Annotated in this window: 26 protein-coding genes and 1 tRNA gene; 19 read left to right on the top strand and 8 right to left on the bottom strand. The window is 60.0% G+C overall.

The window, feature by feature from the left end:
- Positions 1–137 precede the first annotated feature (137 nt).
- A complete protein-coding gene (locus BM017_RS07795) occupies positions 138–1,031 on the top strand; it encodes an AraC family transcriptional regulator (RefSeq protein WP_071491451.1) in 894 nt (297 codons plus the stop codon).
- 42 nt (positions 1,032–1,073) lie between these two features.
- On the opposite strand, the gene BM017_RS07800 is transcribed toward BM017_RS07795, so the two are convergent.
- The gene (locus tag BM017_RS07800; RefSeq protein WP_092242588.1) at positions 1,074–2,738 is read right to left on the bottom strand and encodes an electron transfer flavoprotein-ubiquinone oxidoreductase; all 1,665 of its coding nucleotides are present in this window, start codon (positions 2,736–2,738) and stop codon (positions 1,074–1,076) included.
- A 506-nt stretch (positions 2,739–3,244) separates the two neighbouring features.
- Here BM017_RS07800 and BM017_RS07805 point away from each other — a divergent pair.
- The 14 genes from BM017_RS07805 to BM017_RS07870 all read left to right on the top strand — a co-directional run bounded on the left by BM017_RS07805 (position 3,245) and on the right by BM017_RS07870 (position 14,803).
- Positions 3,245–3,994: an electron transfer flavoprotein subunit beta/FixA family protein gene (locus tag BM017_RS07805; RefSeq protein WP_071491449.1), complete on the top strand. Its 750-nt coding sequence runs from the start codon at positions 3,245–3,247 to the stop codon at positions 3,992–3,994.
- Positions 3,995–3,996: 2 nt separating this feature from the next.
- The gene (locus BM017_RS07810; RefSeq protein ID WP_058427425.1) at positions 3,997–4,926 is read left to right on the top strand and encodes an electron transfer flavoprotein subunit alpha/FixB family protein; all 930 of its coding nucleotides are present in this window, start codon (positions 3,997–3,999) and stop codon (positions 4,924–4,926) included.
- 73 nt (positions 4,927–4,999) lie between these two features.
- Positions 5,000–5,815, top strand: coding sequence for a substrate-binding periplasmic protein (locus BM017_RS07815; protein ID WP_092242591.1), 816 nt, complete (start codon positions 5,000–5,002; stop codon positions 5,813–5,815).
- Between the two features lie 9 nt (positions 5,816–5,824).
- Positions 5,825–6,187 (top strand): DUF4398 domain-containing protein, encoded by a 363-nt coding sequence (locus tag BM017_RS07820; protein WP_092242594.1) that lies wholly within the window; start codon positions 5,825–5,827, stop codon positions 6,185–6,187.
- Entirely contained in the window at positions 6,184–6,999 is an 816-nt protein-coding gene (locus tag BM017_RS07825; RefSeq protein WP_092242597.1) for an OmpA family protein, read from the top strand. Before BM017_RS07820 ends, BM017_RS07825 begins: the two co-directional genes overlap by 4 nt.
- A gap of 250 nt (positions 7,000–7,249) precedes the next feature.
- A complete protein-coding gene (locus BM017_RS07830; protein WP_015885400.1) occupies positions 7,250–8,689 on the top strand; it encodes an aminotransferase-like domain-containing protein in 1,440 nt (479 codons plus the stop codon).
- Positions 8,690–8,793: 104 nt separating this feature from the next.
- Positions 8,794–9,279 carry a translation initiation factor 2 gene (locus BM017_RS07835; RefSeq protein ID WP_092242599.1) on the top strand — a complete coding sequence of 162 codons (486 nt, stop codon included), beginning with the start codon at positions 8,794–8,796 and terminating at the stop codon, positions 9,277–9,279.
- Positions 9,280–9,441: 162 nt separating this feature from the next.
- Positions 9,442–9,696 (top strand): YkgJ family cysteine cluster protein, encoded by a 255-nt coding sequence (locus BM017_RS07840; RefSeq protein WP_071491547.1) that lies wholly within the window; start codon positions 9,442–9,444, stop codon positions 9,694–9,696.
- Between the two features lie 41 nt (positions 9,697–9,737).
- Positions 9,738–10,343, top strand: coding sequence for an START domain-containing protein (locus BM017_RS07845; protein ID WP_092242602.1), 606 nt, complete (start codon positions 9,738–9,740; stop codon positions 10,341–10,343).
- Between the two features lie 103 nt (positions 10,344–10,446).
- On the top strand, positions 10,447–10,683 hold the full coding sequence (locus BM017_RS07850; RefSeq protein ID WP_092242608.1) for a hypothetical protein: 237 nt from the start codon (positions 10,447–10,449) through the stop codon (positions 10,681–10,683).
- 211 nt (positions 10,684–10,894) lie between these two features.
- Positions 10,895–11,236 (top strand): ribonuclease E inhibitor RraB, encoded by a 342-nt coding sequence (locus BM017_RS07855; protein WP_058427416.1) that lies wholly within the window; start codon positions 10,895–10,897, stop codon positions 11,234–11,236.
- A gap of 402 nt (positions 11,237–11,638) precedes the next feature.
- A complete protein-coding gene (locus BM017_RS07860) occupies positions 11,639–13,048 on the top strand; it encodes a circularly permuted type 2 ATP-grasp protein (RefSeq protein WP_092242611.1) in 1,410 nt (469 codons plus the stop codon).
- Positions 13,049–13,052: 4 nt separating this feature from the next.
- The gene (locus BM017_RS07865; RefSeq protein ID WP_071491441.1) at positions 13,053–14,003 is read left to right on the top strand and encodes an alpha-E domain-containing protein; all 951 of its coding nucleotides are present in this window, start codon (positions 13,053–13,055) and stop codon (positions 14,001–14,003) included.
- A complete protein-coding gene (locus tag BM017_RS07870; protein ID WP_092242614.1) occupies positions 14,000–14,803 on the top strand; it encodes a transglutaminase family protein in 804 nt (267 codons plus the stop codon). The genes BM017_RS07865 and BM017_RS07870 overlap by 4 nt, the downstream gene beginning before the upstream one ends.
- 45 nt (positions 14,804–14,848) lie before the next feature.
- Here BM017_RS07870 and BM017_RS07875 read toward each other — a convergent pair whose 3' ends face one another.
- Positions 14,849–15,655: a c-type cytochrome gene (locus BM017_RS07875; RefSeq protein WP_092243311.1), complete on the bottom strand. Its 807-nt coding sequence runs from the start codon at positions 15,653–15,655 to the stop codon at positions 14,849–14,851.
- 645 nt (positions 15,656–16,300) lie between these two features.
- Between BM017_RS07875 and BM017_RS07880 the strand changes: the two genes are divergently transcribed.
- The 3 genes from BM017_RS07880 (at position 16,301) to BM017_RS07890 (ending at position 20,468) form a co-directional block, all read left to right on the top strand.
- Positions 16,301–17,506 (top strand): acetyl-CoA C-acetyltransferase, encoded by a 1,206-nt coding sequence (locus BM017_RS07880; protein WP_092242622.1) that lies wholly within the window; start codon positions 16,301–16,303, stop codon positions 17,504–17,506.
- A gap of 16 nt (positions 17,507–17,522) precedes the next feature.
- Positions 17,523–19,670, top strand: coding sequence for a 3-hydroxyacyl-CoA dehydrogenase NAD-binding domain-containing protein (locus BM017_RS07885; RefSeq protein ID WP_092242624.1), 2,148 nt, complete (start codon positions 17,523–17,525; stop codon positions 19,668–19,670).
- Positions 19,671–19,754: 84 nt separating this feature from the next.
- Complete coding sequence (locus tag BM017_RS07890) at positions 19,755–20,468, top strand: amidotransferase (protein ID WP_071491436.1); 714 nt, start codon at positions 19,755–19,757, stop codon at positions 20,466–20,468.
- Here the strand turns inward: BM017_RS07890 and BM017_RS07895 are convergent.
- From BM017_RS07895 to BM017_RS07905, 3 genes are all read right to left on the bottom strand, one after another.
- Complete coding sequence (locus tag BM017_RS07895) at positions 20,465–21,436, bottom strand: magnesium and cobalt transport protein CorA (RefSeq protein WP_092242626.1); 972 nt, start codon at positions 21,434–21,436, stop codon at positions 20,465–20,467. The two genes, BM017_RS07890 and BM017_RS07895, sit on opposite strands and share 4 nt — an antisense overlap.
- Before the next feature lie 132 nt (positions 21,437–21,568).
- The gene (locus BM017_RS07900) at positions 21,569–22,291 is read right to left on the bottom strand and encodes a lysophospholipid acyltransferase family protein (RefSeq protein ID WP_092242628.1); all 723 of its coding nucleotides are present in this window, start codon (positions 22,289–22,291) and stop codon (positions 21,569–21,571) included.
- Between the two features lie 212 nt (positions 22,292–22,503).
- Positions 22,504–23,196, bottom strand: a complete 693-nt coding sequence (locus BM017_RS07905; RefSeq protein ID WP_071491433.1) for a crotonase/enoyl-CoA hydratase family protein — start codon at positions 23,194–23,196, stop codon at positions 22,504–22,506.
- A gap of 320 nt (positions 23,197–23,516) precedes the next feature.
- Between BM017_RS07905 and BM017_RS07910 the strand changes: the two genes are divergently transcribed.
- Positions 23,517–23,606 (top strand) — tRNA-Ser (locus BM017_RS07910).
- A gap of 161 nt (positions 23,607–23,767) precedes the next feature.
- Here BM017_RS07910 and BM017_RS29285 read toward each other — a convergent pair.
- From BM017_RS29285 to BM017_RS07920, 3 genes are all read right to left on the bottom strand, one after another.
- Positions 23,768–24,427 (bottom strand): hypothetical protein, encoded by a 660-nt coding sequence (locus tag BM017_RS29285; RefSeq protein WP_256575618.1) that lies wholly within the window; start codon positions 24,425–24,427, stop codon positions 23,768–23,770.
- Positions 24,417–25,265, bottom strand: a complete 849-nt coding sequence (locus BM017_RS29290) for a trypsin-like serine peptidase (protein ID WP_256575619.1) — start codon at positions 25,263–25,265, stop codon at positions 24,417–24,419. Before BM017_RS29290 ends, BM017_RS29285 begins: the two co-directional genes overlap by 11 nt.
- Before the next feature lie 145 nt (positions 25,266–25,410).
- Complete coding sequence (locus BM017_RS07920; protein ID WP_092242631.1) at positions 25,411–25,989, bottom strand: DUF4337 domain-containing protein; 579 nt, start codon at positions 25,987–25,989, stop codon at positions 25,411–25,413.
- Positions 25,990–25,999: the final 10 nt, after the last annotated feature.

Consider the following 25,999-nt stretch of genomic DNA (forward strand, 5'->3'; position numbering starts at 1 on the left):
GCGCGCCGACCCTGGAAGCGAACATGGCAAATGCTCCGAGTCTCATGCCTATTCGTCCGGGAGTGCCCCTGGTTTGGATCCATTGGCCGCCAGACCTGCGATGATGTTCTCATCCCTTATTCGCGAAGTTTTTTGCCATGTTGTTGACCCGCCATCTCGATGCCAACGCCACCTTGGTTGCCTTGATTGAGGGGCTTACGCCCTGCGACGGTTTCTCCCCGACCCACCTGCCCGGTGTGCAAGTGCTGCGCGCCAGTTGTGACGTGGCACGCGGGCCGCAGATCTATGAGCCAAGCCTGATGTTCGTGGCCCAAGGCAGCAAAGTCGCCTACCTGGGGCCGCGCACGCTGGAGTATGGCGCCGGGCATTACCTGATCCAGGCCATGCCGGTGCCGTTCGAGTGCGAGACGTTTGCCATGGGCTCCGATGCGCCGTTGTATGGCGTCACGGTGGGCATTGACCGCGTGGTCTTGGGCGAATTGGTGATGGCCATGGGCATTCAGGCCGGGCCGCCGCCCACGGCGCAGACGCTGGAGTCGATGAGTTCGGTGATGCTCGATGATGCGATGCGCGGTGCCGTCGAACGGCTATTGGAGTGTCTGCACGATCCGCTGGAAAGCCGGATCATGGGGCCGGCGCGGGTCCGGGAAGTGTTGTTCACCGCTTTACGAGGTCCGCAAGCGGATGTATTGCGGGCGCTGGTGGAACAGCAGGGGCAGTTTTCGCGCATCGCCACGTCGTTGAATCACCTGCATGCCCATTACGCCGAGCCGCTGAATATCGAGACGCTGGCGGGGTATGCGCACATGAGTGCGTCGACCTTTCATGAGCACTTCAAGCGCTGCACGTTGTTGTCGCCGGTGCAGTACCTGAAGCGTTTGCGTCTGCTCAAGGCCCAGCAGTTGCTGCTGGTGGACGGCATGGGCGTGGCGCAGGCGGCGCATAGCGTGGGGTATCAGAGTACGTCGCAGTTCAGTCGGGAATATAAACGCTATTTCCTGCGTAATCCCGGCGAAGAGCGCGCAGCATAAAAAAGGCTCCCATTTGGGAGCCTTTTTGTTCGAGCTGCGAGCTTACATATTCGGGTAAGTCGGCCCACCCGCGCCTTCCGGCGTAACCCAGGTGATGTTCTGCGAAGGGTCCTTGATGTCACAGGTCTTGCAGTGCACGCAGTTCTGGGCGTTGATCTGGAAGCGCTTCTCGCCGTCTTCCTGGGTGATCACTTCATACACGCCGGCCGGGCAGTAGCGCTGCGCCGGTTCATCGTAGAGCGGCAGGTTGGTGCCGATCGGGATGCTCGCGTCTTTCAACTTCAAGTGGCACGGCTGTTCTTCTTCATGGTTGGTACCGGAGATGAACACCGAGCTCAGCTTGTCGAAGCTCAGCTTGCCGTCGGGTTTCGGGTAGTCGATCTTCTTGCTGTCCTTGGCCAGCTTGAGGCAGGCGTAGTCCGGCTTGGTGTCGTGCAGGGTGAACGGCATCTTGCCGCCCAGGATGTTCTGGTCGAACCAGTTGAAACCGGCACCGATGATCGGGCCGAACTTGTGCATCGCCGGGCCGAAGTTGCGGCTGGCGAACAGTTCTTCGTAGAGCCAGCTGGACTTGAAGCTGTCGACGTAAGCGGTCAGTTCATCACCGCCTTCGGATTCGGCAAACAGGCGGTCGGCCACGGCGTCGGCGGCAAGCATGCCGGACTTCATCGCGGTGTGGCTGCCCTTGATCTTGGCGAAGTTCAGGGTGCCGAGGTCGCAACCGATCAGCGCGCCGCCCTTGAAGACCATCTTCGGCAGCGAGTTCAGGCCGCCTTTGCAGATGGCACGGGCGCCGTAGCTGATGCGCTTGCCGCCTTCGAGGTACTGGGCCAGCACCGGGTGGTGCTTGAGGCGCTGGAACTCATCGAACGGCGACAGGAAGGTGTTGCTGTAGGACAGGTCGACGATCAGGCCGACCACCACCTGGTTGTTTTCCAGGTGATAGAGGAACGAGCCGCCGGTGTTCTCGGCGCTCATGATGTCCAGCGGCCAGCCGGCGGTGTGCACCACCAGGCCAGGCTGGTGCCTGGCCGGGTCGATTTCCCAGATTTCCTTGAGGCCGATGCCGTAGTGCTGGGCGTCGGCGTCGCTGTCCAGGTTGAAGCGCTGGATCAGTTGCTTGCCGATGTGGCCACGGCAACCTTCGGCGAACAGCGTGTACTTGCCACGCAGCTCCATGCCTGGGGTGTAGACGCCTTCCTTTGGGTTGCCCTCGCGATCGACGCCGAGGTCACCGGTGATGATGCCGCGCACCACGCCGTTTTCGTCGAACAGCGCTTCCTGGGCGGCGAAGCCTGGGTAGACTTCCACGCCCAGGTTCTCGGCCTGCTGGGCCAGCCAGCGGCACAGGTTGCCCAGGGAAATGATGTAGTTGCCTTCGTTGTGCATGGTCTTGGGCACAAAGAAGTCAGGGACCTTGGTGGAGGCTTCGGGGCTGCGCAGTACATAGATGTCATCGCGCACCACCGGAGTGTTGAGCGGCGCACCGAGTGCTTTCCAGTCCGGGAACAGTTCGTTCAGGGCGCGGGGTTCGAACACGGCACCGGAGAGGATATGCGCGCCGACTTCGGAGCCTTTCTCGACCACGCAGACGCTGATTTCCTTACCGGCTTCGGAGGCCTTCTGCTTCAGGCGGCAGGCGGCAGACAGTCCCGCCGGGCCAGCGCCGACGATGACCACGTCGAATTCCATGTATTCGCGTTCCACAGGCTATCTCCTACTCAAGGCTCAACAGGCTTTTTTTTCTAATGGGTGGAGGTTCGGTGTTGTCTTGCGGCAACGGCAAGACCCACCTTTCTCTCTAGGTGGCGCATTATATCTACACCACTGGCAGCGTCCAATACAAACGTTTGTTTGAATTGCCCGCAGGCTAGATAAATCACAGTGGTGCGGCTTATGACTGGCTATTTTGCCGTATTGACCAGAATAGGCGTTCCGGTCAATATACGGTCGGTTTTGCGCTTACCGTAGGCAGACAGCAGGTTTCAAGAGCACGTCCAAAAGCAAGACAGGTGACGCGTGCCCAACCATTGGCGCGCAGTTTACACGCTGCGATAAAGAATGACCTCTCAGTCACCCCTGACGAACGGTCATCATTTCCCGTGAGCAAGTTCGCCGCCTGCGTTTTTGGAGGTGCCCTTGTGTGCCGATGAGCATCAACCGCCAGGTTCGCCTAGGCGACTTTCTTTTCACCGGAGAGTAACGAGGAATCCATGAAGGTTCTTGTAGCTGTCAAACGCGTTGTCGATTACAACGTGAAAGTTCGCGTCAAGGCGGACAATTCCGGCGTCGACCTCGCTAACGTCAAGATGTCGATGAACCCGTTCTGCGAAATCGCCGTGGAAGAAGCCGTACGCCTGAAAGAGAAAGGCGTGGCGACTGAAATCGTCGTGGTTTCCATCGGTCCTGCCACTGCTCAAGAGCAGCTGCGTACTGCCCTGGCACTGGGCGCCGACCGAGCCATCCTGGTCGAGTCCGCTGAAGAGCTGACCTCCCTCGCCGTGGCCAAGCTGCTCAAAGCCGTTGTCGACAAGGAACAGCCTCAGCTGGTTATCCTCGGCAAACAGGCCATCGACAGCGACAACAACCAGACTGGGCAGATGCTGGCTGCGCTGACCGGTTACGGCCAGGGTACCTTCGCCTCCAAAGTCGAAGTGAGCGGCGACAGCGTGGCTGTCACCCGTGAAATCGACGGCGGCGCGCAGACCGTTTCTTTGAAACTGCCGGCCATCGTCACCACCGACCTGCGTTTGAACGAGCCGCGCTACGCGTCCCTGCCAAACATCATGAAAGCCAAGAAGAAGCCGCTTGAGTCGCTGACTCCGGAAGCTTTGGGCGTTTCCACCGCTTCCACCAACAAGACCGTCAAAGTTGAAGCACCGGCTGCACGCAGCGCGGGCATCAAGGTCAAGTCGGTGGCTGAACTGGTCGAGAAACTGAAAAACGAAGCGAAGGTAATCTAACCATGACTATCTTGGTAATCGCAGAACACGACAACAAAGTGCTGGCCCCGGCCACCCTGAACACCGTGGCTGCCGCTGCGAAAATCGGTGGTGATATCCACGTATTGGTTGCGGGCCAGGGCGCTGGCGCGGTGGCTGAAGCCGCTGCGAAAGTCGCTGGCGTGAGCAAAGTACTGGTCGCCGACAACGCGGCCTACGCTCACCAACTGCCGGAAAACGTTGCGCCTCTGGTTGCAGAGCTTGGCGCTGGCTACAGCCACATCCTGGCTGCCGCCACCTCCAACGGCAAAAACATCCTGCCACGCGTTGCCGCGCAGCTGGACGTTGACCAGATCTCCGAGATCATCTCGGTCGAAAGCGCCGACACCTTCAAGCGCCCGATCTATGCCGGTAACGCTATCGCTACCGTACAGTCCAACGCTTCGGTCAAAGTCATCACCGTGCGTGCCACCGGTTTCGACCCGGTTGCCGCTGAAGGTGGTTCGGCTGCCGTTGAAGCCGTCGCCGCTGCCCACGACGCTGGCACCTCAAGCTTTGTAGGCGAAGAGCTGGCCAAGTCGGACCGTCCTGAGCTGACCGCTGCCAAGATCGTCGTTTCCGGCGGCCGTGGCATGCAGAACGGTGACAACTTCAAGCACCTGTACGCCCTGGCCGACAAGCTGGGCGCTGCGGTCGGCGCTTCCCGCGCGGCCGTCGACGCAGGTTTCGTACCCAACGACATGCAGGTCGGCCAGACCGGCAAGATCGTTGCGCCACAGCTGTACATCGCCGTCGGTATCTCTGGCGCGATCCAGCACTTGGCCGGTATGAAGGACTCCAAAGTGATCGTTGCGATCAACAAGGACGAAGAAGCACCGATCTTCCAGGTGGCTGATTACGGCCTGGTGGCGGACTTGTTCGAAGCCGTCCCTGAGTTGGAGAAGCTGGTCTAATCCAGTCGCTTCACTTATAAAGAGCCCGGTCCTAGTGACCGGGCTTTTTTTTGACTTGCTGGAGACACACGCCATGGAATTGCGCCCCTGGGCTGTACTGCTGGGCCTCACACTGCTGCCGAGCCTGGCGCTGGCCGCCGGCAAATGCGACCGCCTGGTGATCACCGGCAGCCCGGACGCGCCGCCCCTGCTCTGGCGTGACCCGCAAGACCCCACGCGCCTGATCGGCGCCACCGCCGACGTGCTGCAACAGGTGGGCAAGGACCTCGGGTTGAAAATCGACCTGCTCTATGGCGGTAAACGCTCGCTGGCCCTGGATGAGGTGCGCAGCGGGCGCATGGATATCCTCGCCGATGCGCCGCTGAACCTGGGCGAGCTGGAAACCCTCGACTACATCCACCCGGCCCTGGTGCAGCTCGACTATCTGGTGTGGACGCGCAAGGATTCAGCGCTGGTCTACACCACGGCGGCCGACCTGCACGGGCACAAAGGCGCGGTGTCGGAACGTGCGCGCTTGAGTGCCGCCTTCGAGACCTTCGCCGGCCAGCAATTGAGCCTGCAACGCCTGGCGTCCCTGACGCCGGCGTTCCAGAAGCTGCTGCTGGGAGAGGTCGACTATGTCCTCGCCGGACGCTATTCCGGCATGGCGATGGCGCAGACCCTGGGCATGAGCAACGACCTGATCGCCCGCGACGTGCCCGTCGATCAGCCGGGCCTGTACCTGGCGATTTCCCACAACTCGGCCTGCAACGATCCGTGGTTGCGCGGACAGCTCGCCAAAAAGATGACAGAATTGCCCGGGTCTGGTGTGACGGAAGCCGCGTTGCAGCGCAATCTGGAACGTTGGAAAGCGCAATTGCAACAACCCGTCGGCACCCCAACAAAGTAGGGATTTTCAGTGACTCTTCGACCTCTTTTCGCGGCCCTCGCCGTTGTCGCTCTGGCGGGATGTGCAGCTGATCCTGCGCCGAATGAACAAATTCGCCTCACCCAGCAAGCCCTGGAGCAAGCCAGCGCCGTTGGCGCCAACCCTGATGAATCGCCCGAACTGAAACTGGCCGAAGAGAAATTCGCCCGGGCCAAGTCGAGCATGGCTGACCAGTCCTACAAAAATGCACGCATGCGCTTTGAGCAAGCCGAGTTGGACGCGCGGCTGGCAGAAGCCAAAGTGTTGACCCGCAAGAGCCAGGAGCAGTTAAACGTGCTCAACACCCGCATCACTCGCCTGCGCAAGCAACTGCAGTTGGGGGACGCCCAATGAGCCCGATGATCCGTGGTTTGAGCTGTGCGCTGCTGTTGGGCACTGCTGTATTGGGCGGTTGTGCCAGCCATCCCGACAGCGAACAGGCCCTGCAACAGGCCGGGAATGATTTCCAGAAGGTCAAGGAAGACGCCAATGTGTTGCGCTTTGCACCCAAGGACGTGATCCGCGCCGGTGAGTCCCTGGCCCGTGCCGACCGCTTGTCCAGCTACTGGGGCAGCGGTGCCGACGTGGTGCATTACGCTTATTTGAGCCAGCGCTATAGCGCCATTGCCCGCGAACACACCGAACAGGCGCTCAACCAGGAGCGCGGCGCCAAGCTCGAACTGGAGCGCCAGCGCCTGCAACTGGCCTTGCGCGAAAGCAAGCTGAGCAGCGTGCAGCAGCAGGGCAAATGGCTTGAAGAACAGATCGCCAGCCTGACCACCACCCAGACCGATCGTGGCCTGGTAATGACCCTGGGCGATGTGCTGTTCGACACCGGTGACGCCGAGCTGAAGAACTCGGCCAACCGTACAGTGCTCAAGATCGTGCAGTTCTTGCAACTGAACCCCAAGCGTGTGGTGCGTATCGAGGGCTACGCCGATAACACCGGCGGCGAGCAGGAAAACCTCAAACTGTCCCGCGACCGCGCGCAGTCGGTGGCTGATGTGCTGGTCGACCTGGGCATCGACGAAAAACGCATCCAGGTGCAAGGGTATGGCGACCAGTACCCGGTGGAGGCCAATGCCTCCGAGCGGGGCAGGGCGCAGAACCGTCGCGTTGAAATCGTCTTCTCTGACGAAAAAGGCCAACTGGGCGCTGCCCGGTAGTAGCCTGGAGCAGCTCTGAATGTGGGAGGGGGCTTGCCCCCGATAGCGGTGCATCAGTCAGCAAATCTGTCGCTGACCCACCGTCATCGGGGGCAAGCCCCCTCCCACATTTTTTGGTGTGCACCCTCACAGTTTTTACTGTCACTCCAACGCGCGCTCGACTATTGTGGCAACTGTCCCCGTACACTTCTAAACTGTGCCGGTATGTTTCACACAAAAATAAAATACCCGTGAAATCGAGTGCTGCGTCATGACCAATCTGTTGCTTTACCAACGTATCGCCCAGCAACTGGCTGAAGATATCCGGCGCGGTGTCTATCAACCGGGCGAGCGCGTGCCTTCGGTGCGCAAGATGAGTTCGCAGTTGAACGTCAGCCACGCGACGGTGTTGCAGGCCTATGCCAACCTGGAAGACCAGGGGCTGATCCGGGCGCGGCCACAGTCCGGTTATTACGTGCACCAGACGCCAGCACTCACGGCGCCGACGCCGGATATTGCACGGGTCGAGCGCCCTGGGTTGGTCACCCGCAGCAGCATCATTCAACAGGTATTGGGCGAGTCGCGTCGCGAGGGAGTGTTTCCGTTGGGCGCCGCAGTGCCGAGCGTGGACTACCTGCCTGTACGCGCGCTGCACCAGCAACTGGCCAAGGTCACGCGCTTCCAGAGCCCACGGGCGTTCAGCTACATGTTCAGCCCCGGTTTCGAACCGCTGCGCCGCCAAGTGGCGATCCGCATGCGCGATGCGGGCGTGGTGGTGGACCCGTCCGAAGTGGTGATCACCCACGGTTGTGTCGACGCGTTGCAGATGTCCCTGCGGGTGCTGACGCGGCCAGGCGACCTGATAGCCGCTGAATCGCCGACCTATTACGGTTTGCTGCAACTGGCCGATCTGTTGGGCCTCAAGGTCATCGAGATTCCCAGCGACCCGTCCACCGGCATGAGCCTGGAGGCCCTGCAGCTGGCGGCCAACCAATGGTCGATCAAGGCCCTGGTGCTGACCACGCGCCTGAGCAACCCGCTGGGCGGCACGATGCCCGAGGAACGACAGAAACAGTTACTGCGCCTGGCCTCGGACTTCGACATCCAGATTGTCGAGGACGATATCTACGGCGAGCTGATGTTCGAACTGGGCCGCACCAAGGCGCTGAAAGCCTATGACCGCCTGGATCGGGTCATCTATTGTTCGAGCTTTTCCAAGACGCTGTCCCCCGGTGTGCGCATTGGCTGGATGATCGCCGGCAAGTATCAGCAGGAGATCCAGCGCCTGCAGATGTTCAGCACCCACTCCGCGTGCAGTGTCACACAGATGGGCGTTGCGGCTTACCTGGAAAATGGCGGCTACGACCGGCATCTGCGTTACATCCGCCAGGAGTACCGCAAGAACCTCAGCGCCTTTCAACTGGCCGTGCAGCAGTATTTCCCGGAAGGCACTCAGATGACCCGTCCGACGGGCGGCTTCATCCTGTGGGTCAGTTTGCCTGGAAGGGTCAATACCCAGGAACTGCACGTGCGCGCACTGCAACAGGGCATCAGTATTGCGCCGGGGCTGATCTTCAGTAATACGGAGCAGTTCAATCACTGCATTCGCCTCAACTGCGGCACCCCGTGGAACCGCGAGGCAGAGCGGGCGCTGATGACGTTGGGGATGCTGGCCAGCCAGTTATGCCAGGAAACGGCAGCGGGACTGTGACGCTCGGAAAGGGGACAAATCCTATAGCGCGCTGATCACCGTGCTTGTCATGCCGCGCACAACAAGCGAGCATATGGCCCTCTGCCGTTAATGCTGTAGGCGATATGACCTGTATTTTTCGCGCTGTTCTGGTAATTGGCCTGTTAAGCCTGTGCAACGTCGGCACAGTGCTGGCGGCAGCCCCTGTGAGCGAAACCAAGCCAGCCGCCAGTAACGAGCAGAAGACCCCCGCGAAAAAACCGGCTCCCGTAAAAAAAGCGCCAGCGGTGAAGAAACCCACCGCCGCCGCCAAAAAACGTGCAGCCAGCAAGTCCAAGGCATCTCGCGAAGTGACGCAGACACAATTGCCACCGGCACAGTTGGACCTGTCCTTGCCGTCGGATATGGTCAGGCACTTGCAGCCTATCGGCACCATGCCCAAACCCAAAAGTGTGCCCTTGCTGCCGCCAATGTTCGGTGAGAAGCCCGCCGACAACAGCGCCTTCCAGATCAACGGCCGCCTGCTCAGCAACGAAATGCAGCTGCAACTGCGCAACGAAGAACGACGCGAAGTGGAAGGCGCCGCGCTGGAGTTCGAGTTCAAGCAGTAAACTTTTCCCGCAAACGTGACGCGTGCCCTCGACCATCTGTCGCAGACTGGTCAGTCACTTTTGTTTTCTGCGAAAAACCCCTGTTAACCCATTTTAAAACGGCTGTTTTAGGGCGTACTCTAGCCCCGCCATCCACATTGAGTCGTCGAGGACCTGCTGGTCATGAATTGCCGTGAAGGCTGTGGCGCTTGCTGCATCGCCCCCTCCATCAGTTCGCCATTACCGGGCATGCCACAAGGCAAGCCCGCCGGCGAACGCTGTTTGCACCTGTCGGTCGAACAACTATGCCTGCTGTTCGGCCAGCCGGAGCGACCGGCGGTGTGCAGTGATTTCAAGGCAGATCTCGAGGTCTGCGGCACCGATCAGGCCGATGCGATCCGCTTGATCGGCTGGTGGGAGCAGATGACGGCGGCTTGATGGGCTTTACTATCGGAACTTCAACAATAAGGAATACAACAATGGGTTCGCTGAAACGAATGGCTGTGTTGTGCGGTTTTACAGTGTTGTTTGCTGCCACTGCCCAGGCTGAGGATTGGCAAGTCGCCAAGGACGAAGACGGTATCAAGGTGTCCCTGAGCGAAATTGCCGGCTCCAAGTACAAAGCGTATCGCGGGGTCACCACGATCAAGGCGCCGGTGGCCAAGATTGTCGCGCTGCAGGAAGACGTTGCCGGTGCGTGCGCCTGGATCCACGAATGCAAGTCCCAGAAACTGGTCGACAAGAAGGGCGACGAGATCTGGACCTACACCCGATTCAAAGCGCCGTTCCCTGTGACGGACCGCGACTCCTACCTGCATATCACCACGACCAAGGCCGCCGATGGCACGTTGACTCGTAAACTTGAAGGTGTCCCCACCTACAAGCCTGAAGAAAAAGGCTACGTGCGCGTCGCCCAGGTCGACGGCTTCTGGAAACTGGTGCCCAAAGGCGACAACCTGACCGAAGTCACCTACCAGGTGCACACCGAGCCAGGCGGCAGCGTGCCCTCGTGGTTGGCCAACAAGTTTGTGGTGGACGCCCCGTTCAACACCTTGAAAGCCTTGAAACAACACGCAGAAAAATAACTGCAGTTGATCCGGTGCCTCCGGCCTTGAGTGGAACGTTTGTCCAGCGCTCAAGGTCCAGATACGTGTAAGCCCACACATGGGTTTTATCGAGGAGGCACCGATGCAAACGTGGCAAATTACCTTCGTTGATGATCACGGCGTGCAGTCCGTGGAGCAGTTCACCTGCGAACACAAGCCCAGCCTCGAAGACGCTGCGCACATGATTCGCAACAAGCTGGTGCCCGTCGCCGCCAAACTGAACCTCAATGACCTGGAGGGCCGCAAGCCCGAGCCGACGGTCAAGATTCTCAAAGACCAGAACAGTATCCAGATCCTCGACATCTCTCCCGCCGCCTGAACATTCCCTGTAAGCCATCCAAGCGCCTCTGGTGGAGGTGATAGCTTCGCGCTACTCTGCAAACGAGATCAGCGAATGAATCGCTAGTTCTGGTCTTGTCAGCTACATGCTTGTTTTCCAGCGGTGATGTTGTTGCCGTAGTCCCACGCCATTGCGGCGTGGGCTTCGGGAAGCACGGAAAGTCTATCCATCAATTCGAGGAGCACTTTTCATGAGCACAGCCTATCAAGAAGACATCAGCACCAACGTTCTGCGCCGCATGAAAGAAGGCGGCTTCGACTTTTCGCGTTTTCACCCCATCGAGTTCTACGCCATTTTCCCGGATGAGGAACGGGCGCGCAGGGCTGCGGGTGAGTTTCGCGGGGAATCCCTGAATGCCCAGGTGAGTGCGCGCGACGATGGCGCCTGGTACCTGGAACTGAGCAAAGTCATGTTTGCGACCTACGACGGCATAGGAGACTTCGAGCAAGACTTCGGGGCGGTGGTCGAGCCGCTGGGTGGGATCATCGAAGGATGGGGCGTGAAGCAGGAGGTGCGTGGGTTACCCATGTAGCGGCTTGAAGTATGAGAAACGCAGCGTATCGGCTGACCTTTGGGTCGGCCGATTTTGTTTGTGAGGTGGGAAAATTACTCGGAACTTGCGCGCTATTTTTACGCACCAAAAAAAGGCCACCCATGAGGGTGGCTTAAAGGGAAGAGCGGAGCGCTGAAGGCAGTTCAGCAGATGGGGCCGATTATCCGCAGCCTGCGCCGGGCAGTGAAATCAACTCTGACTATGCTGTTGATAGTCAAAGCCCGCATTGCGATGAAGCGCCGGGCAGTGCACCGGGCATTCTGCGCACCAGGACGGTGCGAGCAGATTGCGTGGTTAATTCAACTCACTGATTTCTAAGTGTTTATGCCGCTGGCACGGGCCTTGCGACGGTTCTTTCGCCCGGGTGACAAGGAGTTCGGCATGATCCGCACTTATTACGATGAAATGTACGATGGGGCAGGCCAGGTCCGACCGCATTACCGCGAGTTCGCCCGCTGGCTGGCCGAAACCCCGCCTGAACTGCTGGCCCAGCGCCGGCGCGAAGCCGATTTGCTGTTTCACCGCGCCGGGATCACCTTCACCCTCTACGGGGACGAGCAGGGCACCGAGCGCCTGATTCCCTTCGACACCATCCCGCGCAGCATTCCCGCCAGCGAATGGCGGATTGTCGAGCGCGGCTGCATCCAGCGGGTCAAGGCGCTGAACATGTTTCTCGCCGACCTGTATCACGAGCAACGCATCATCAAGGCCGGGATCATTCCTGCCGAACAGGTGCTGGCCAACGAGCAATACCAGCTGGCAATGCAGGGCCTGGACCTGCACCGCGACCTGTATTCCCACATCTCCGGCGTCGACCTCGTACGCGATGGAGACGGTACGTACTACGTGCTCGAAGACAACCTGCGTACGCCCAGCGGCGTCAGCTATATGCTTGAAGACCGCAAGATGATGATGCGCCTGTTCCCCGAACTGTTCGCTGCCCAGCGCATCGCGCCTATCGATCACTACCCCAACCTGTTGCTCGACACCCTGAAAAGCTCAAGCCCCCTGGATAACCCCAGCGTGGTGGTATTGACGCCGGGCCGCTTTAACAGCGCGTTCTTTGAGCATGCCTTTCTCGCCCGTGAGATGGGGGTGGAACTGGTGGAAGGCGCCGACCTGTTCGTGCGTGACGATCGCGTCTTCATGCGCACGACCGATGGGCCAAAGGCCGTGGACGTGATCTACCGTCGCCTCGACGATGCGTTTCTCGACCCCCTGGCCTTCAACCCGGACTCCATGCTCGGCGTGCCCGGCCTGCTCGCGGCTTATCGCTGCGGGAATGTGGTGCTGGCCAATGCCATCGGCACCGGGGTGGCGGATGACAAGTCGGTGTACCCCTTCGTCACCGAGATGATCCGTTTTTACCTGGATGAAGAACCGATCCTGAAGAATGTTCCGACCTTCCAGTGCCGTAAGCCCGACGAACTGTCCCACGTGCTCGCCAACCTGCCCGACCTGGTGGTGAAGGAAACCCAGGGCTCCGGCGGCTACGGCATGTTGGTAGGCCCGGCGTCCACGGCAGCGGAAATCGAAGCCTTCCGTGCGCGTATCAAGGCCAAGCCCCACGCCTATATCGCCCAGCCGACCCTGTGTTTATCCACCTGCCCGACCTTTGTCGAAAACGGCATTGCGCCGCGCCATATCGACCTGCGCCCATTTGTGTTGTCCGGCAAGGAGACCCGTGTAGTCCCCGGCGGCCTGACCCGCGTGGCCTTGCGCGAAGGCTCGCTGGTGGTCAACTCGTCCCAGGGCGGCGGCACCAAAGACACTTGGGTGGTCGAGGACTGATGCCATGTTGAGTAGAACTGCCTCGGATCTGTACTGGATGTCGCGCTACCTGGAGCGTGCCGAAAACCTCGCACGCATGCTCGACGTCAGCTACTCGCTGTCACTCATGCCCCAGGATGGGCGCGGCGATGGCCTGCATGAACTGGCCATGCCGTTGTTGATTACCGGCACCCTGGAGGATTACCACGAGCGTCACGGCCAATTGCACGCCGAACGCCTGTTGCACTTTTTTGCGCTGGACGCGGCCAACCCGGCCAGCATCTACAGTTGTCTCGGTGCGGCGCGGGCCAGCGCCCATGCCGTGCGTGGGCGAATTACCGCGGATATGTGGGAAAACATCAACGCCACCTGGCTGGATATTCGCGATATCGCCCAGCAGGGCCTCAGCCGTTATGGCATGAGCCGGTTCTGTGAGTGGGTCAAGGAACGCTCCCATCTGTTCCGTGGCGCCACCTACGGCACCATCATGCGCAACGACGCCTTCCGGTTTATCCGCCTGGGCACTTTTATCGAGCGCGCCGACAACACGCTGCGCCTGTTGGACGCCCGCTATGAAATGGCCGGTGACCGCGCCGAGCCTGTCACCGATGGCACGGCCCACGCCTACTATCAATGGAGTGCCTTGCTGCGCGCCTTGTCGTCGTTCGAGGCCTACACCGAGATTTATCGCGATGCGCCTGGCGCGCGGCAAGTCGCCGAGTTGCTGCTGTTGCGCGCCGATGTGCCACGCTCGTTGCGTGCCTGCAGTGAAGAGATCGACCAGATCCTCGCCAGCCTGCCCGGCATCAACGGCCGCCCGGCCCAGCGCCTGGCTGCCGAGATGGATGCGCGCCTGCGCTTTACCGCCATCGATGAAATCCTTGAGGAAGGCCTGCACGCCTGGCTGACCGACTTTATCCCTTTGGTCCGCCAGTTGGGCGACGCCATCTACAGTTCCTACCTGGAGGCGGCATGAGACTCTCCATCAGCCACGAAACCACCTACCACTATGAAGACCAGGTGCGCGCCAGCATCCAGTACCTGCGCCTCACGCCCCATGACAGCGAGCGCCAGCATGTGCTCAGTTGGCAACTCGACCTGCCGCGCCCGGTGCGTGCCCAGGTGGACCCGTTCGGTAACATCCTGCATGTGTTGACCCTGGATGAGCCCCACGACGCCATCATCATTGGCGCGCGTGGCCAGGTGGATATCGACGAGCTGCGTGAGGCCGAGCACGAGAGCCAATCGGCGTTCCCGTTCCTGCGGTGCACCCGCCTGACCGAACCTGATGACGCCTTGCGTGGTTTTGCCGAACAGCACTGCCGTCAACGGCGCGACCGCACGGCGTTGATCGACTTGATGCACGCGCTGAACCAGGCGATGGCCTACACACCTGGCGCGACCGAAGTCGACACCTGCGCCGCCCAGGCCTTCGCCGGCCGGGCGGGCGTGTGCCAGGACCACACCCACGCGTTCCTGGCCTGTGCGCGTAGCCTGGGCATTCCTGCGCGGTATGTGTCGGGGTATTTATACACCGAGGACAGCACGCACCTGGCCAGCCACGCCTGGGCCGAAGCCTGGCTGGATGACGCCTGGTACAGTTTTGACGTGACCAACCAACTGGCGCGCCCGGAGCGGCATTTGAAGCTGGCGGTGGGGCTGGATTACCTCGATGCTTGCCCGGTGCGCGGCATGCGCCGGGGCGGTGGGCATGAGCAAATGCATGCCAAGGTGTTCGTGGCGCCGACGCCGGTGATTTCCGTCCAGCAGCAATGATAGGGTCGCGGCGAGCGGGGTGTCGTGGCGTTTGCCACCGGATGTTTAAGGTTGCGGTTTACGCCCGGCCATATGCTTCAAATACCCCACCAACAGATCCAGCTCACCGTCCGGCAACACGCTGGCCGCGAACGCCGGCATCTTCGCCTGCGGCCAATGCCGCAAACTCTGTGGGTCGCGGATATAGCGCTTGAGGAAATCACCGCCAAAATACTCGGTGGGGTTGTAGGGGATATTCAGGTCCGGTCCCACCTGGGCGTCTCCGGCGCCATTGAGGCGGTGGCAGGCCAGGCAGTTTTTCTGGAACAGGGCAAAACCCTGGTTGATCGGGTCGTTGGCCGCCAGCTTCGGATCCGGCAACAACGCCGGAAAACGCTCCGCCACGGTCTTCAACTGCTTGATCGCGGAAATCTGGAATGGCCACTGCTCAGGGCTGATAGCCCCGGCTTGCGGGTTGGTCCACACCAGGTAGAACGGCCCTGCACTGGGTTTGCCATCTGCCAGCGCCGGCCATGGTTGAGCAGGATCCTCCACCGCCAACCAGGCGCGTGCACCCTGTTGTTCCAGCAACGGCGCGGCGGTGAGTTCGGCGGCGAATCCATCCAGGGCCACCGCTTGCACGTGGCTCTCGGGTTTCAAGCCAGGTAGGAGTACGGCCAGCGGCACTGCGCGATAACTCATGCTGCGCTTGTAGGAGACGTCATCGGCGATCTGCACCGTCTGCGCTTGCGGGTGCTTGAGCAAGTCGGCGGTCTCCCAGGTCTTGCGGGAGTGGTCGAGTTCGATGGTCAATTGGGCCGCCGCAGTGGGGAGGCTGATGAGCAAGGCGAGGAGGGCAAGGATGGCTTTCAAGAAAGGGCCCGGTGTCGAGTGGCGATGCTGCTCACGATAGCGCAAATCTGCACGCAAAAAGACAGCCCCTGCAGGACCGCTATGCGCAATGTCCTTGCAGGCGCTGCCAAAAACTGCAGAACCGGTGCTGTGAATGCACGGCATGTGGGCGTGGAGGTGTCACCCAATAACCTTGGTTAAATTGGGCAAGATCAGAATCAGTGTGGTGGCGAACAGAATGAGTCCCGCCTGACGTACTTTCGAATGTTTGAACATGGCTGACTGCCTTTTGTTGTTATTCCTGAGCGTCAAATGCGTGCCGGTTTTATTTCAGTATGGCGAGATGACGTGTCGCTTTTCTTACAGTTGCTCCAGCAAAACCCGGCAGCAACTTCCTACTGATTCAACCTTAGAGGCCTTGTTCTTCGCGGCTTAGACTCATTTCGTATCAGCTAATCAGCATTTCTGCTTAAAAAGGCATGAGGCATATCGCCATCTTGGCGCCAATGCCTTGGCTAGACAGCTAAAACGATTAATCAGGGGATTACCTTAGGTACCTACCGTTCGTCCGAGCGAGGGGGTCAAAAGCAATGAGCGCATCCGTCATTGAAACCGTGTCAATCGGGCCTAAGGTAGGGCACACATGCACACTGGTTCGAGGACGTCATGACCCAAGCGTTGATCTTTGATGCAATACGCACCCCCCGTGGCAAAGGCAAGCCGGACGGTGCCTTGCACAGCGTCAAGCCGGTAAACCTGGTGGCCGGCCTGCTCACCGCGCTGGCCCGACGCAGTGACCTCGACACTCATCAAGTGGACGACATCGTGCTCGGCTGCGTGACCCCGGTAGGCGACCAGGGCGCCGACATCGCCAAGACCGCGGCGCTGGTGGCGGACTGGGACATCAGCGTCGCCGGCGTGCAGGTCAACCGCTTCTGCGCGTCAGGCCTGGAGGCGGTGAACCTGGGGGCGATGAAAGTCCGCTCCGGTTTCGAGGACCTGGTGGTGGTCGGCGGTGTCGAGTCCATGTCCCGCGTGCCCATGGGCAGTGACGGCGGCGCCTGGGTGCTCGACCCGCAGACCAATATGCACAGTCACTTCACCCCACAGGGCATTGGCGCGGACCTGATCGCCACCCTGGAAGGTTTCACCCGCGAGGACGTCGACGCCTTCGCCCTGCATTCGCAGCAGAAAGCGGCGAGGGCGCGTGCAGACGGTGCCTTCGACAAGTCGCTGATCGCGGTGCAGGACCAGAACGGCATCGTGCTGCTGGACCATGACGAATTCATTCGCGGCGATTCCACCCTTGAAGGCCTCGGCAAGCTCAAGCCGAGTTTCGAAATGATCGGGCAGATGGGCTTCGATGCCACCGCGTTGCGGGTCTACAGCCATGTAGAGCGCATCCATCACGTACACACCCCCGGCAACAGTTCCGGCATCGTCGACGGGGCGGCGCTGATGTTGATCGGCTCCGAAGCCAAGGGGCGTGAACTGGGCCTGCAACCCCGGGCACGTATCGTTGCCACGGCGGTCACCAGTACCGATCCGACCATCATGCTCACCGGTCCCGCACCCGCCACGCGCAAGGCCCTGGCCAAGGCCGGCCTGCGCGTCGAAGACATCGACCTGTTCGAGGTCAACGAAGCGTTTGCCTCGGTGGTGCTCAAGTTCATCAAGGACATGGGCATCGACGCCGCACGTGTGAACGTCAACGGCGGCTCGATTGCCATGGGGCACCCGTTGGGGGCGACCGGCTGCGCGATCCTCGGCACCCTGCTCGACGAACTCGAAGTACGCCAGCAGCGCTATGGCCTGGCCACCCTGTGTGTTGGCGGTGGCATGGGCATCGCCACCATTATCGAACGCCTCTGAGCCCAAGGAATTTGTCATGACCCAAGCCATTCGTTACGAAAAAGGCCAGGACGGCATCGTGGTGCTGACCCTCGACATGCCCGGCCAAAGCGCCAACACCATGAACGGCGTATACCGCGCGGCCATGGCGGCCACGGTCGAGCGCCTGGAGACGGAAAGGGACAGCATCGCCGGCGTCGTCATCACCTCGGCGAAGAAAACGTTTTTTGCCGGTGGCGACCTCAATGAACTGATCAAGGTCGACAAGGCCCACGCCAAGGATTTCTATGACGGTGTGCGGGTGTTGAAAGCGCAACTGCGGCGCCTGGAAACCCTCGGTAAACCGGTGGTGGCCGCCATCAATGGTGCGGCACTCGGCGGCGGCTGGGAGATTTGCCTGGCATGCCATTACCGCGTCGCGCTGGACGACAAGTCGGTGCAGTTGGGCTTGCCGGAAGTCACCCTGGGCCTGCTGCCGGGGGGCGGCGGGGTGGTGCGCATGGTGCGTATGCTGGGGCTGGAAAAGGCCTTGCCGTATTTGCTCGAAGGCAAGAAAGTGCGGCCGCAACAGGCGCTGCAAGCCGGCTTGATCAACGAACTGGCGGCGGATCGCGATGAGTTGCTGGCCAAGTCCCGCGCCTGGATCCTGGCCAATCCGGACGCCAGGCAACCGTGGGACAACAAGGCCTACCAGATTCCGGGCGGCACCCCTTCGAACCCGAAAATTGCGCAGATGCTGGCAATTGCGCCGTCGATTTTGCGCAGTAAAACCAACGGCTGTTTCCCCGCCCCGGAGAAAATTCTCTGTGCGGCCGTCGAAGGCGCCCAGGTAGACTTCGACACCGCGCACCTGATCGAAACCCGTTACTTCACCGAGCTGGTGACGGGGCAGGTCGCAAAAAACATGATCGGCACCTTCTGGTTCCAGCTTAACGAGATCAACTCCGGCAGCTCGAGGCCGCAAGGGTTTGCGCCGCATATCACGCGTAAAGTCGGCGTGCTGGGCGCGGGGATGATGGGGGCGGGCATTGCCTATGTCAGCGCCAGCGCAGGCATCGAGGTGGTGCTCAAGGACATCAACCTGGCGGCCGCCGAGAAGGGCAAGGCGCATTCGGCGGCGCTGCTGGACAAGAAGGTCAGCCGTGGGCAATTGACCGCCGAGCAGCGGGAAACCATTTTGGCGCGGATTCTTCCTACGGCCTCTGATACTGATCTGGCAGGCTGTGACCTGATCATCGAGGCGGTGTTCGAAGACCGCGAACTCAAGGCCAAGGTCTCGGCCGCTGCGCAAAGCGTGGTCGGCGCCGACGCCGTGATCGCCTCCAACACCTCCACCTTGCCCATCAGCGGCCTGGCCACGGCGGTGCCGGATCAGGCCAGGTTCATTGGCCTGCACTTCTTCAGCCCGGTGGACAAGATGCCGCTGGTGGAAATCATCAAGGGCGCACGCACCAGTGACGAAACCCTGGCCCGTGGTTTGGATTTTGTCCTGCAAATCAAGAAAACCCCGATCGTGGTCAATGACAGCCGTGGCTTCTTCACTTCACGGGTGTTCGGCACCTTTACTAACGAAGGCATTGCCATGCTCGGTGAGGGCGTGGCCGCGCCGATGATCGAGACCGAAGCGCGCAAGGCCGGCATGCCGGTGGGGCCGTTGGCGGTGTCTGACGAAGTGTCCCTCAGCCTGATGAGCCATATCCGGCAGCAGACGGCCAAGGACCTGCAGGCGGAGGGCAAGGCGCTGCCTGCGCACCCGGCGACGGCGGTGATCGATCTGTTGGTCAATGAATACAAGCGGCTGGGCAAGGCGGCGGGAGGCGGTTTCTATGAGTACCCCAGCGGCGGGCAAAAGTACCTGTGGCCAGAGTTGAAAAGCCGCTTTGAGCGACCCGACCAACGCATCTCTGCACAGGATGTACGCGACCGCCTGCTGTTTATCCAGGCCATCGAGACGGTGCGCTGTGTGGAGGAGGGGGTGTTGATGTCCACGGCGGACGCGAACGTGGGGTCTGTTTTCGGCATTGGTTTCGCGGCCTGGAGCGGTGGCGCGCTGCAGTTCATCAACCAATACGGCTTGAACGACTTTGTTGCCCGCGCCCGCTACCTGGCGCAGCAGTATGGCGAACGTTTCACGCCGCCGGCGCTGTTGCTGGAGAAAGCGGCGCAGGGTGAAGTGTTCCGGTGAAGCTGGGGGGCTTGCCTTGAAGGGGTATTTCAAGGCAGGCTCTGGGGGTGTGCAATATTCCCATCACCGTGTCAGGTATTTTTTATGTCGCTACGCGTCTGTATCCTGGAAACCGATATCCTGCGTCCAGGCTTGATCGATCAATACCAAGGGTACGGGCAGATGTTCAAGCGCCTGTTCGCCAAGCAGCCGATTCCCGCCGAGTTCGTGGTGTACAACGTGGTGAACGGTGAATACCCCTCGGACGACGAAGTGTTCGACGCGTACCTGGTCACCGGCAGCAAGGCCGACTCCTTCGGCACCGACCCATGGATCCAGACCCTCAAGACCTACCTGCTCGACCGTTACGAGCGTGGCGACAAGCTGCTCGGCATCTGCTTCGGTCATCAGTTGCTGGCACTGTTGCTGGGCGGCAAGACCGAGCGCGCCGGCCAGGGCTGGGGCATGGGCATTCACGACTACCAGTTGGATGCCAAGGCCCCGTGGATGAGCCCTGAAGTACCGGAATTGACCCTATTGATCAGCCATCAGGACCAGGTCACCACGTTGCCGGAGAATGCCACTGTCATCGCCTCCAGCGCTTTTTGCCCGTTCGCGGCGTACCACATCGGTGACCAGGTGTTGTGTTTCCAGGGCCACCCGGAATTTGTCCATGATTATTCCCGCGAGTTGCTGGAGATTCTCCAGACAACCCTGGGCGAAAAAGTCTATACGAACGGCGTGGCCAGCCTCGAGCGCGACCACCACGGTGCAACCGTGGCGGAATGGATGATGCGGTTTGTGGCGCACAAATCCTAAAGCCAACCCGACCTTTTGAAACTGGCCCACAATGCCGTGCAACCCGTCGCAATAAACCCGAGTACCGCAAAGTAGCCGTAGTGCCATTGCAGCTCGGGCATGTTCTGGAAGTTCATCCCGTAAATCCCCGCCACTGCGGTGGGGAACGCCAGGATCGCCGCCCATGCGGCAAACTTGCGCTGCACCACGCTCTGGCGCGAAGCCTCCAATAACACACCGATTTCGATGGTCTGGCTGGCGATATCGCGCAGGGTGGTCAGGTCTTCCATCTGCCGCGTCACGTGAATCTGCACGTCACGGAAATACGGGCGCATGTTCTTGTCGATGAACGGGAAGCTGAGCTTCTGCAACTCCTGACTGATCTCCACCATCGGCGCCACATAACGCTTGAGTCGCAACACGTCGCGGCGCAGGCCGTGGATCTTCTGGATATCCCGCTCGCTCAGCGAACTGCACAACACGTTGCGCTCCAGCTCATCGATCTCGGCATGGATCGCTTCGCTCACCGGTTGGTAGTTTTCGGTGACGAAATCCAGCAGCGCATACAGTACGAAGTCTTCCCCATGCTCCAGCAACAGCGGCCGCGCCTCACAACGCTGGCGCACAAAGCCGTAGGACGCCGAGTGCCCATTGCGGGCTGTGATGATGTAGCCGTTGCCGGCAAAGATATGCGTCTCGATAAACTCCAGCTTGCCGTTCTCGCGCACCGGCGAGTAGGTGACGATAAACAGCGCATCGCCAAAGGTTTCCAGCTTGGGGCGGCTGTGTTTTTCCAGGGCGTCTTCGATGGCCAGTTCATGCAGGTTGAACTGGCGTTGCAGGTTGGCCAGCTCCCGGGCGTCGGGTTCTTCCAGGCCTATCCATACAAAGTGATCGGGTTTGGCGGCCCAGGCCGCGCCTTCATCGAGGGTGATATCCGTGACTTTCTTACCGGCGCTGTAGACGGCGGCCGCAACAACTCTACCCATGGTGCTGATCGCTTCTTATTGGGAGGACAAGTGTTGGGCAGCTTAGCCTGAATGGCGTTCCGTCGTTGCGTCGAGCTTTTTGTAGTGAGCGAGCTTGCTCGCGCTGGGGTGCGAAGCGCCTTCAAGCGGTGTTCAGGCTGCCCGCAACTCGCGGTCCATCTCGTCAATACAGGCTTGCATCTGCGCATGACACGCCTGCATCAACGCCGGGATGTCATCCGAAGTCATGCCAACGGTAGGAATTGGCGGCAGCGACCGTATGAGCACATCCCCACTGTTCCAGCGATTGAGCTGCATCTGCGTGACGTAATTGCTGACACACACCTGCACAATCGGCACACCCGCCGCAATCGCCATATGAAACGCACCTTTCTTGAACGGCAGCAATCCTTTGCCCAGGTTGCGCGTGCCTTCCGGGAACACCCAGATCGAGGTGTCTTCATGCTGCAACGTATGGGTGGTGGTGAGCATCGCACGGCGTGCCTTGTGCGCATTGCCCCGGTCAATCAACACATTGCCCGCCAGCCAGAACAACTGGCCGAACAGCGGCACCCACTTCAGGCTTTTCTTGGCGATGCACACCGTGCGGTGGGGCACCACGGTGCCGAACACAAACAGGTCATAGTTGGACTGGTGGTTGGCGATGATCACGCAGGTGCCGGGCTTGTTGCGCAGCGAGTCCACATCGGCCTTCACATTGAGCCGCAGGATCCACATGGCCGGCAGCGCATACAGGCGTGCGCACAGGCGACTGTTGTCCGGGTTGAACGGCCGGCACACACCAACCAGCACGCCGAGCACGCCGGCAAGCATAAAGTGCAGGCTCATCAACAACATACGCAACAGAAAAAGCATCGACACGGCCCACCGGGACAAAAGGTGGCGCAGTGTACGGTTGTGCACTGTATTCGGCAATTACCCCGGTAGAGGTAGGAGATAGCCGATGTTTAAGCGCATGTTTCAACATCTGTCGATACGGGCAAGCTAGAGCGGCTGAAGATGATTCGGACTAGGTTGTAAGAAAAAGCCCGACGCAAGGTCGGGCTTCGGTGTATCAGGCGTAGGGATTAACTCAGGATATGCCCCTGGTCTTGGATGATGGCGTCGTCCAAGGCTTCCAACAGTTCTTTACGGACTTTCAACTTGGTGTGCTTGTGGGCGTTCATGTTGAGCTTCTTCAACTGACGCGCCGCTTCCAGCGCCGCCGCGTGCAGCTCTTCCGGTGCCACCACCTTGTCGAGGAAGCCCGCTTGCAACGCGCCCTGCGGGTCAAACATCTCGGCATTGATCACCGAACGATGGAACGCCGACTTGCGCAGGCGATCCCGCGCCAACTCGATACCGGCGTGGTGCATGGTCATGCCAATCGCTACTTCGTTCAGGCCAATGCTGAACGGGCCTTCCACGCCAATCCGATAATCCGCCGACAGCAGCAGGAAGGCACCCTTGGCCACCGCATGCCCAGGGCACGCCACAATCACCGGGAACGGGTGCGACAACAGGCGACGCGCCAACGTCGAACCGGACGTCACCAGGCTGATCGCCTCTTTAGGGCCGGCGGTCATCACCTTCAAATCATAACCACCCGACAAAATCCCCGGCGTACCGGTGATCACCACCACCGCCCGGTCCTTCTCCGCCTGGTCCAGCGCTTCATTAAAGGCACTGACCACCGCCGGAGAAATGGCATTCACCTTGCCGTTGCTCAAGGTCAGGGTCGCGATACCGTCTTCGAGGTGGTAGGCAATCAACTCACTCATGACGCGGTTCCTTGTAGGACTTGTTATAGAAGAATGCAGCAGACGTTACCCACCACGCCCGCCCCGGTAAAGCGCTGTGACTGACTGGCCAGTCAGGGTTTTCCCCTGCACAGCGCATCGGAATGCCTGGGGCAGGGCACAATCGCCGCCCCAGACACCTACCGCCGATGCCTGAGAATGGCACAATCAACGCCCCTTGCCGGGCGGTGAGCGGCATAAACGGCTAAGCGCATGAATATTCTGAAAAAAACCTTTGCCATCAGAAAGGCTTTCGACTACATTAGCGCGCCTCGACAGACTGAACTGGTTTGACGAGATACGGTGAAGTGTCCGAGTGGCTTAAGGAGCACGCCTGGAAAGTGTGTATACAAGAAATTGTATCGAGAGTTCGAATCTCTCCTTCACCGCCAAATTCTTGAAGAAATCCCGCGAGTTAGACGCTCTGCGGGATTTTTTTGCTCTCGATTTCGCAGCCTACCCCCGTCTGTGCCCCGGTCGAGTGGTGCCTTTTGGGCATTGCCTATTCTCATACCCGAATTTCATCAAAGGTTGCTGAAAAGGGCTTGCTGCCTCACCTGGCATGATGCTGCGAACGAACCGTTGCGCTTTCGATCATGTCTGTGCGAATGGCTGACGGTTGCCCAACACTGTTGCGTGCATAGCTGCATAACGTGACCGGCAGCTCTGCTATTTCCAGGAAAATGCCATCCATGGCCAGGGTGTAGCGTTCATCGTCAATATCGCCACAGGTGGTCCTGCTCGCCGAATGCACGCTGTAGTAGTAATGCTGGCTAAAACCGCTGTGCTGGTTTTCCCAGGCGATGTGATAGCGGTGCTTGATCTGCGGTGCCGGTGCGGGGTTGGTCAGGAAGACCGAATGGGTGAATACATTACGCAGGAGTGCTTCGGTCAGCGGTTGCTCGGCCTTTTGCACGCCGAGTATGCACAGCACATGCGGCCCCAGCACGGGGCCGATGGACTGGTTGATGTACGCCTCGTCAGAGGCGGCGGCGACTTGGTAGCCGTGGTTGCGTGCGCAATCGTTGATGTCATTTACAGCCTTGAATCGGTAGAACGGTTCCTGGATCGAGAATCTCAGGTTCCAGGTTGGACGGGTTATTTGGCCGGCGGCATCACGTTGTAAATGCACATACGGCTTCAGGTTCCATGGTTCGTCCAGCGTGATTTCAACGGCCTTGAGCTGGCAGGTCGGGGTGTCATTACGGAACACACCGTCTACAAAGGCAGTAGTACAAGTGGTTGGCAGGATAGCTGTAGTTGAATTTGGCGGCTTCACACACCGAGTTGTTCTGACAGCTATTGAGAATGTCCTTCTGAATGGCGGACGCGACCTTGCTGATGATACTGGTGATTTCATTGGTATTCCGGTCCAGCATCGGACTGCCGGAGCTGCCTGGGCGCAGACCGTTGCAGCGGTTGCGCAAGGCGTTGGGGAACACTCCGGGTTGTTCGGCAAAACTGTTGATAGTCGACTCCACGCAGGCGCTCATGCGTAGTCCCTTTTTCAGGAACCCGGTCGGCGCACCCACATTGATCACTTCTCGATCCGACGTGTGACGTTGAGATGCCAGCCTGAGTGGCATGATCCCGCTGGCCACCAGCGCGGCCAGTGACGTATCCAGTTCGAGCACGGCTAAATCGGTGCCCGCCATGCTGCTCCAATGTGCTGTTTTGACGGCGTAGGTGACATGCCGCTCAGGTGTGTCATGAAAGTAATTGAAGGTGACATCGGCGGTGAACGCCCGGCGCAGGAGCGCCGTACCGTAGCTGAAGAACACGCAGTGCCCGCTGGTCAGCACATAAGCCGGGCCGGTGGCCTTGCCCCTGCGATCATGAGTGTCAAGCAGAACGGCATTGCAGGTCTGGCCTAAGGCGTTTTTCAGTGAACCGATGCCGGTCCATTGCGGGTAACGGTGGTGTTTATTCTCAAGTGCCATGGAGGGTGACTGTTCGGTAAGTCCTTCGGCCAGGTCTCTGGCGTGGCTGGGCCAGGCGATGCTGAGCAACAGGAGATACAGGAAAACGCAAGCGCTGTGAGTACGTGACATAAGGGGGCCCGACAAGGAAGTCATTGATTGGCTGAAACTACCCAATCAGGCCATGGCAAACGCCATACAGGACTATTGCGTGAGCCCTTGAGAGAAGGTGCTGATCCCAGTGATCATGGCGTCACCACCTTTTGACTGCATCGTCTCAGATATGCAGCCACGCCAGGCTGCCCAGCACCACCGCGACACCCGCCGCTGTATACGACAGGCGCTTCAACCATTCCCGCCTGGTCAGCAAGGTGATCGCCGCCAATGAAATCGCGATCTGAATCGCGGTCATCGCCTGGGCCCAGCGATGGTGCTCGTGCAGCGCCTGTTCCGACTTTTCATCCCATTGCTTTGACGTGGCCTCAAGCTTTTCGGCCTGTTTGCGCACGTCTTCCTTCTGGCTTCTGTAGCGCTCGATCTCTTCCTTGTAATGCACCGCGTCCACGCCGGGAATGTGGGTGGCCAGTTCTGCCAGGTTTTGCCGGCTGGATTTGGCCTGGTAGTAGTTCCACTGGTTGGCGGCTTCGGTCTTGAAGATGGCGGCGTTGTTCTTGTCCATTGCCGCTTCGCTTTCGGTGGAGCCGGCCTGGTAGCTGAGCATGGCGCCGAGGGTGGCCATGAGGGCGGTCATCACGGCGATGCGGCTGGCGAAGGTGTCACCACGGCCGTGGGCATGTTCGGTGGTGTGTTCGATGTGTTTTTCGTGGGGGCTGGGGACTTCGAAGGCTTCGGGCATGGGGGCGTCT

Source organism: Pseudomonas sp. NFPP04 (genome assembly GCF_900113815.1).
GTDB lineage: Bacteria > Pseudomonadota > Gammaproteobacteria > Pseudomonadales > Pseudomonadaceae > Aquipseudomonas > Aquipseudomonas extremorientalis.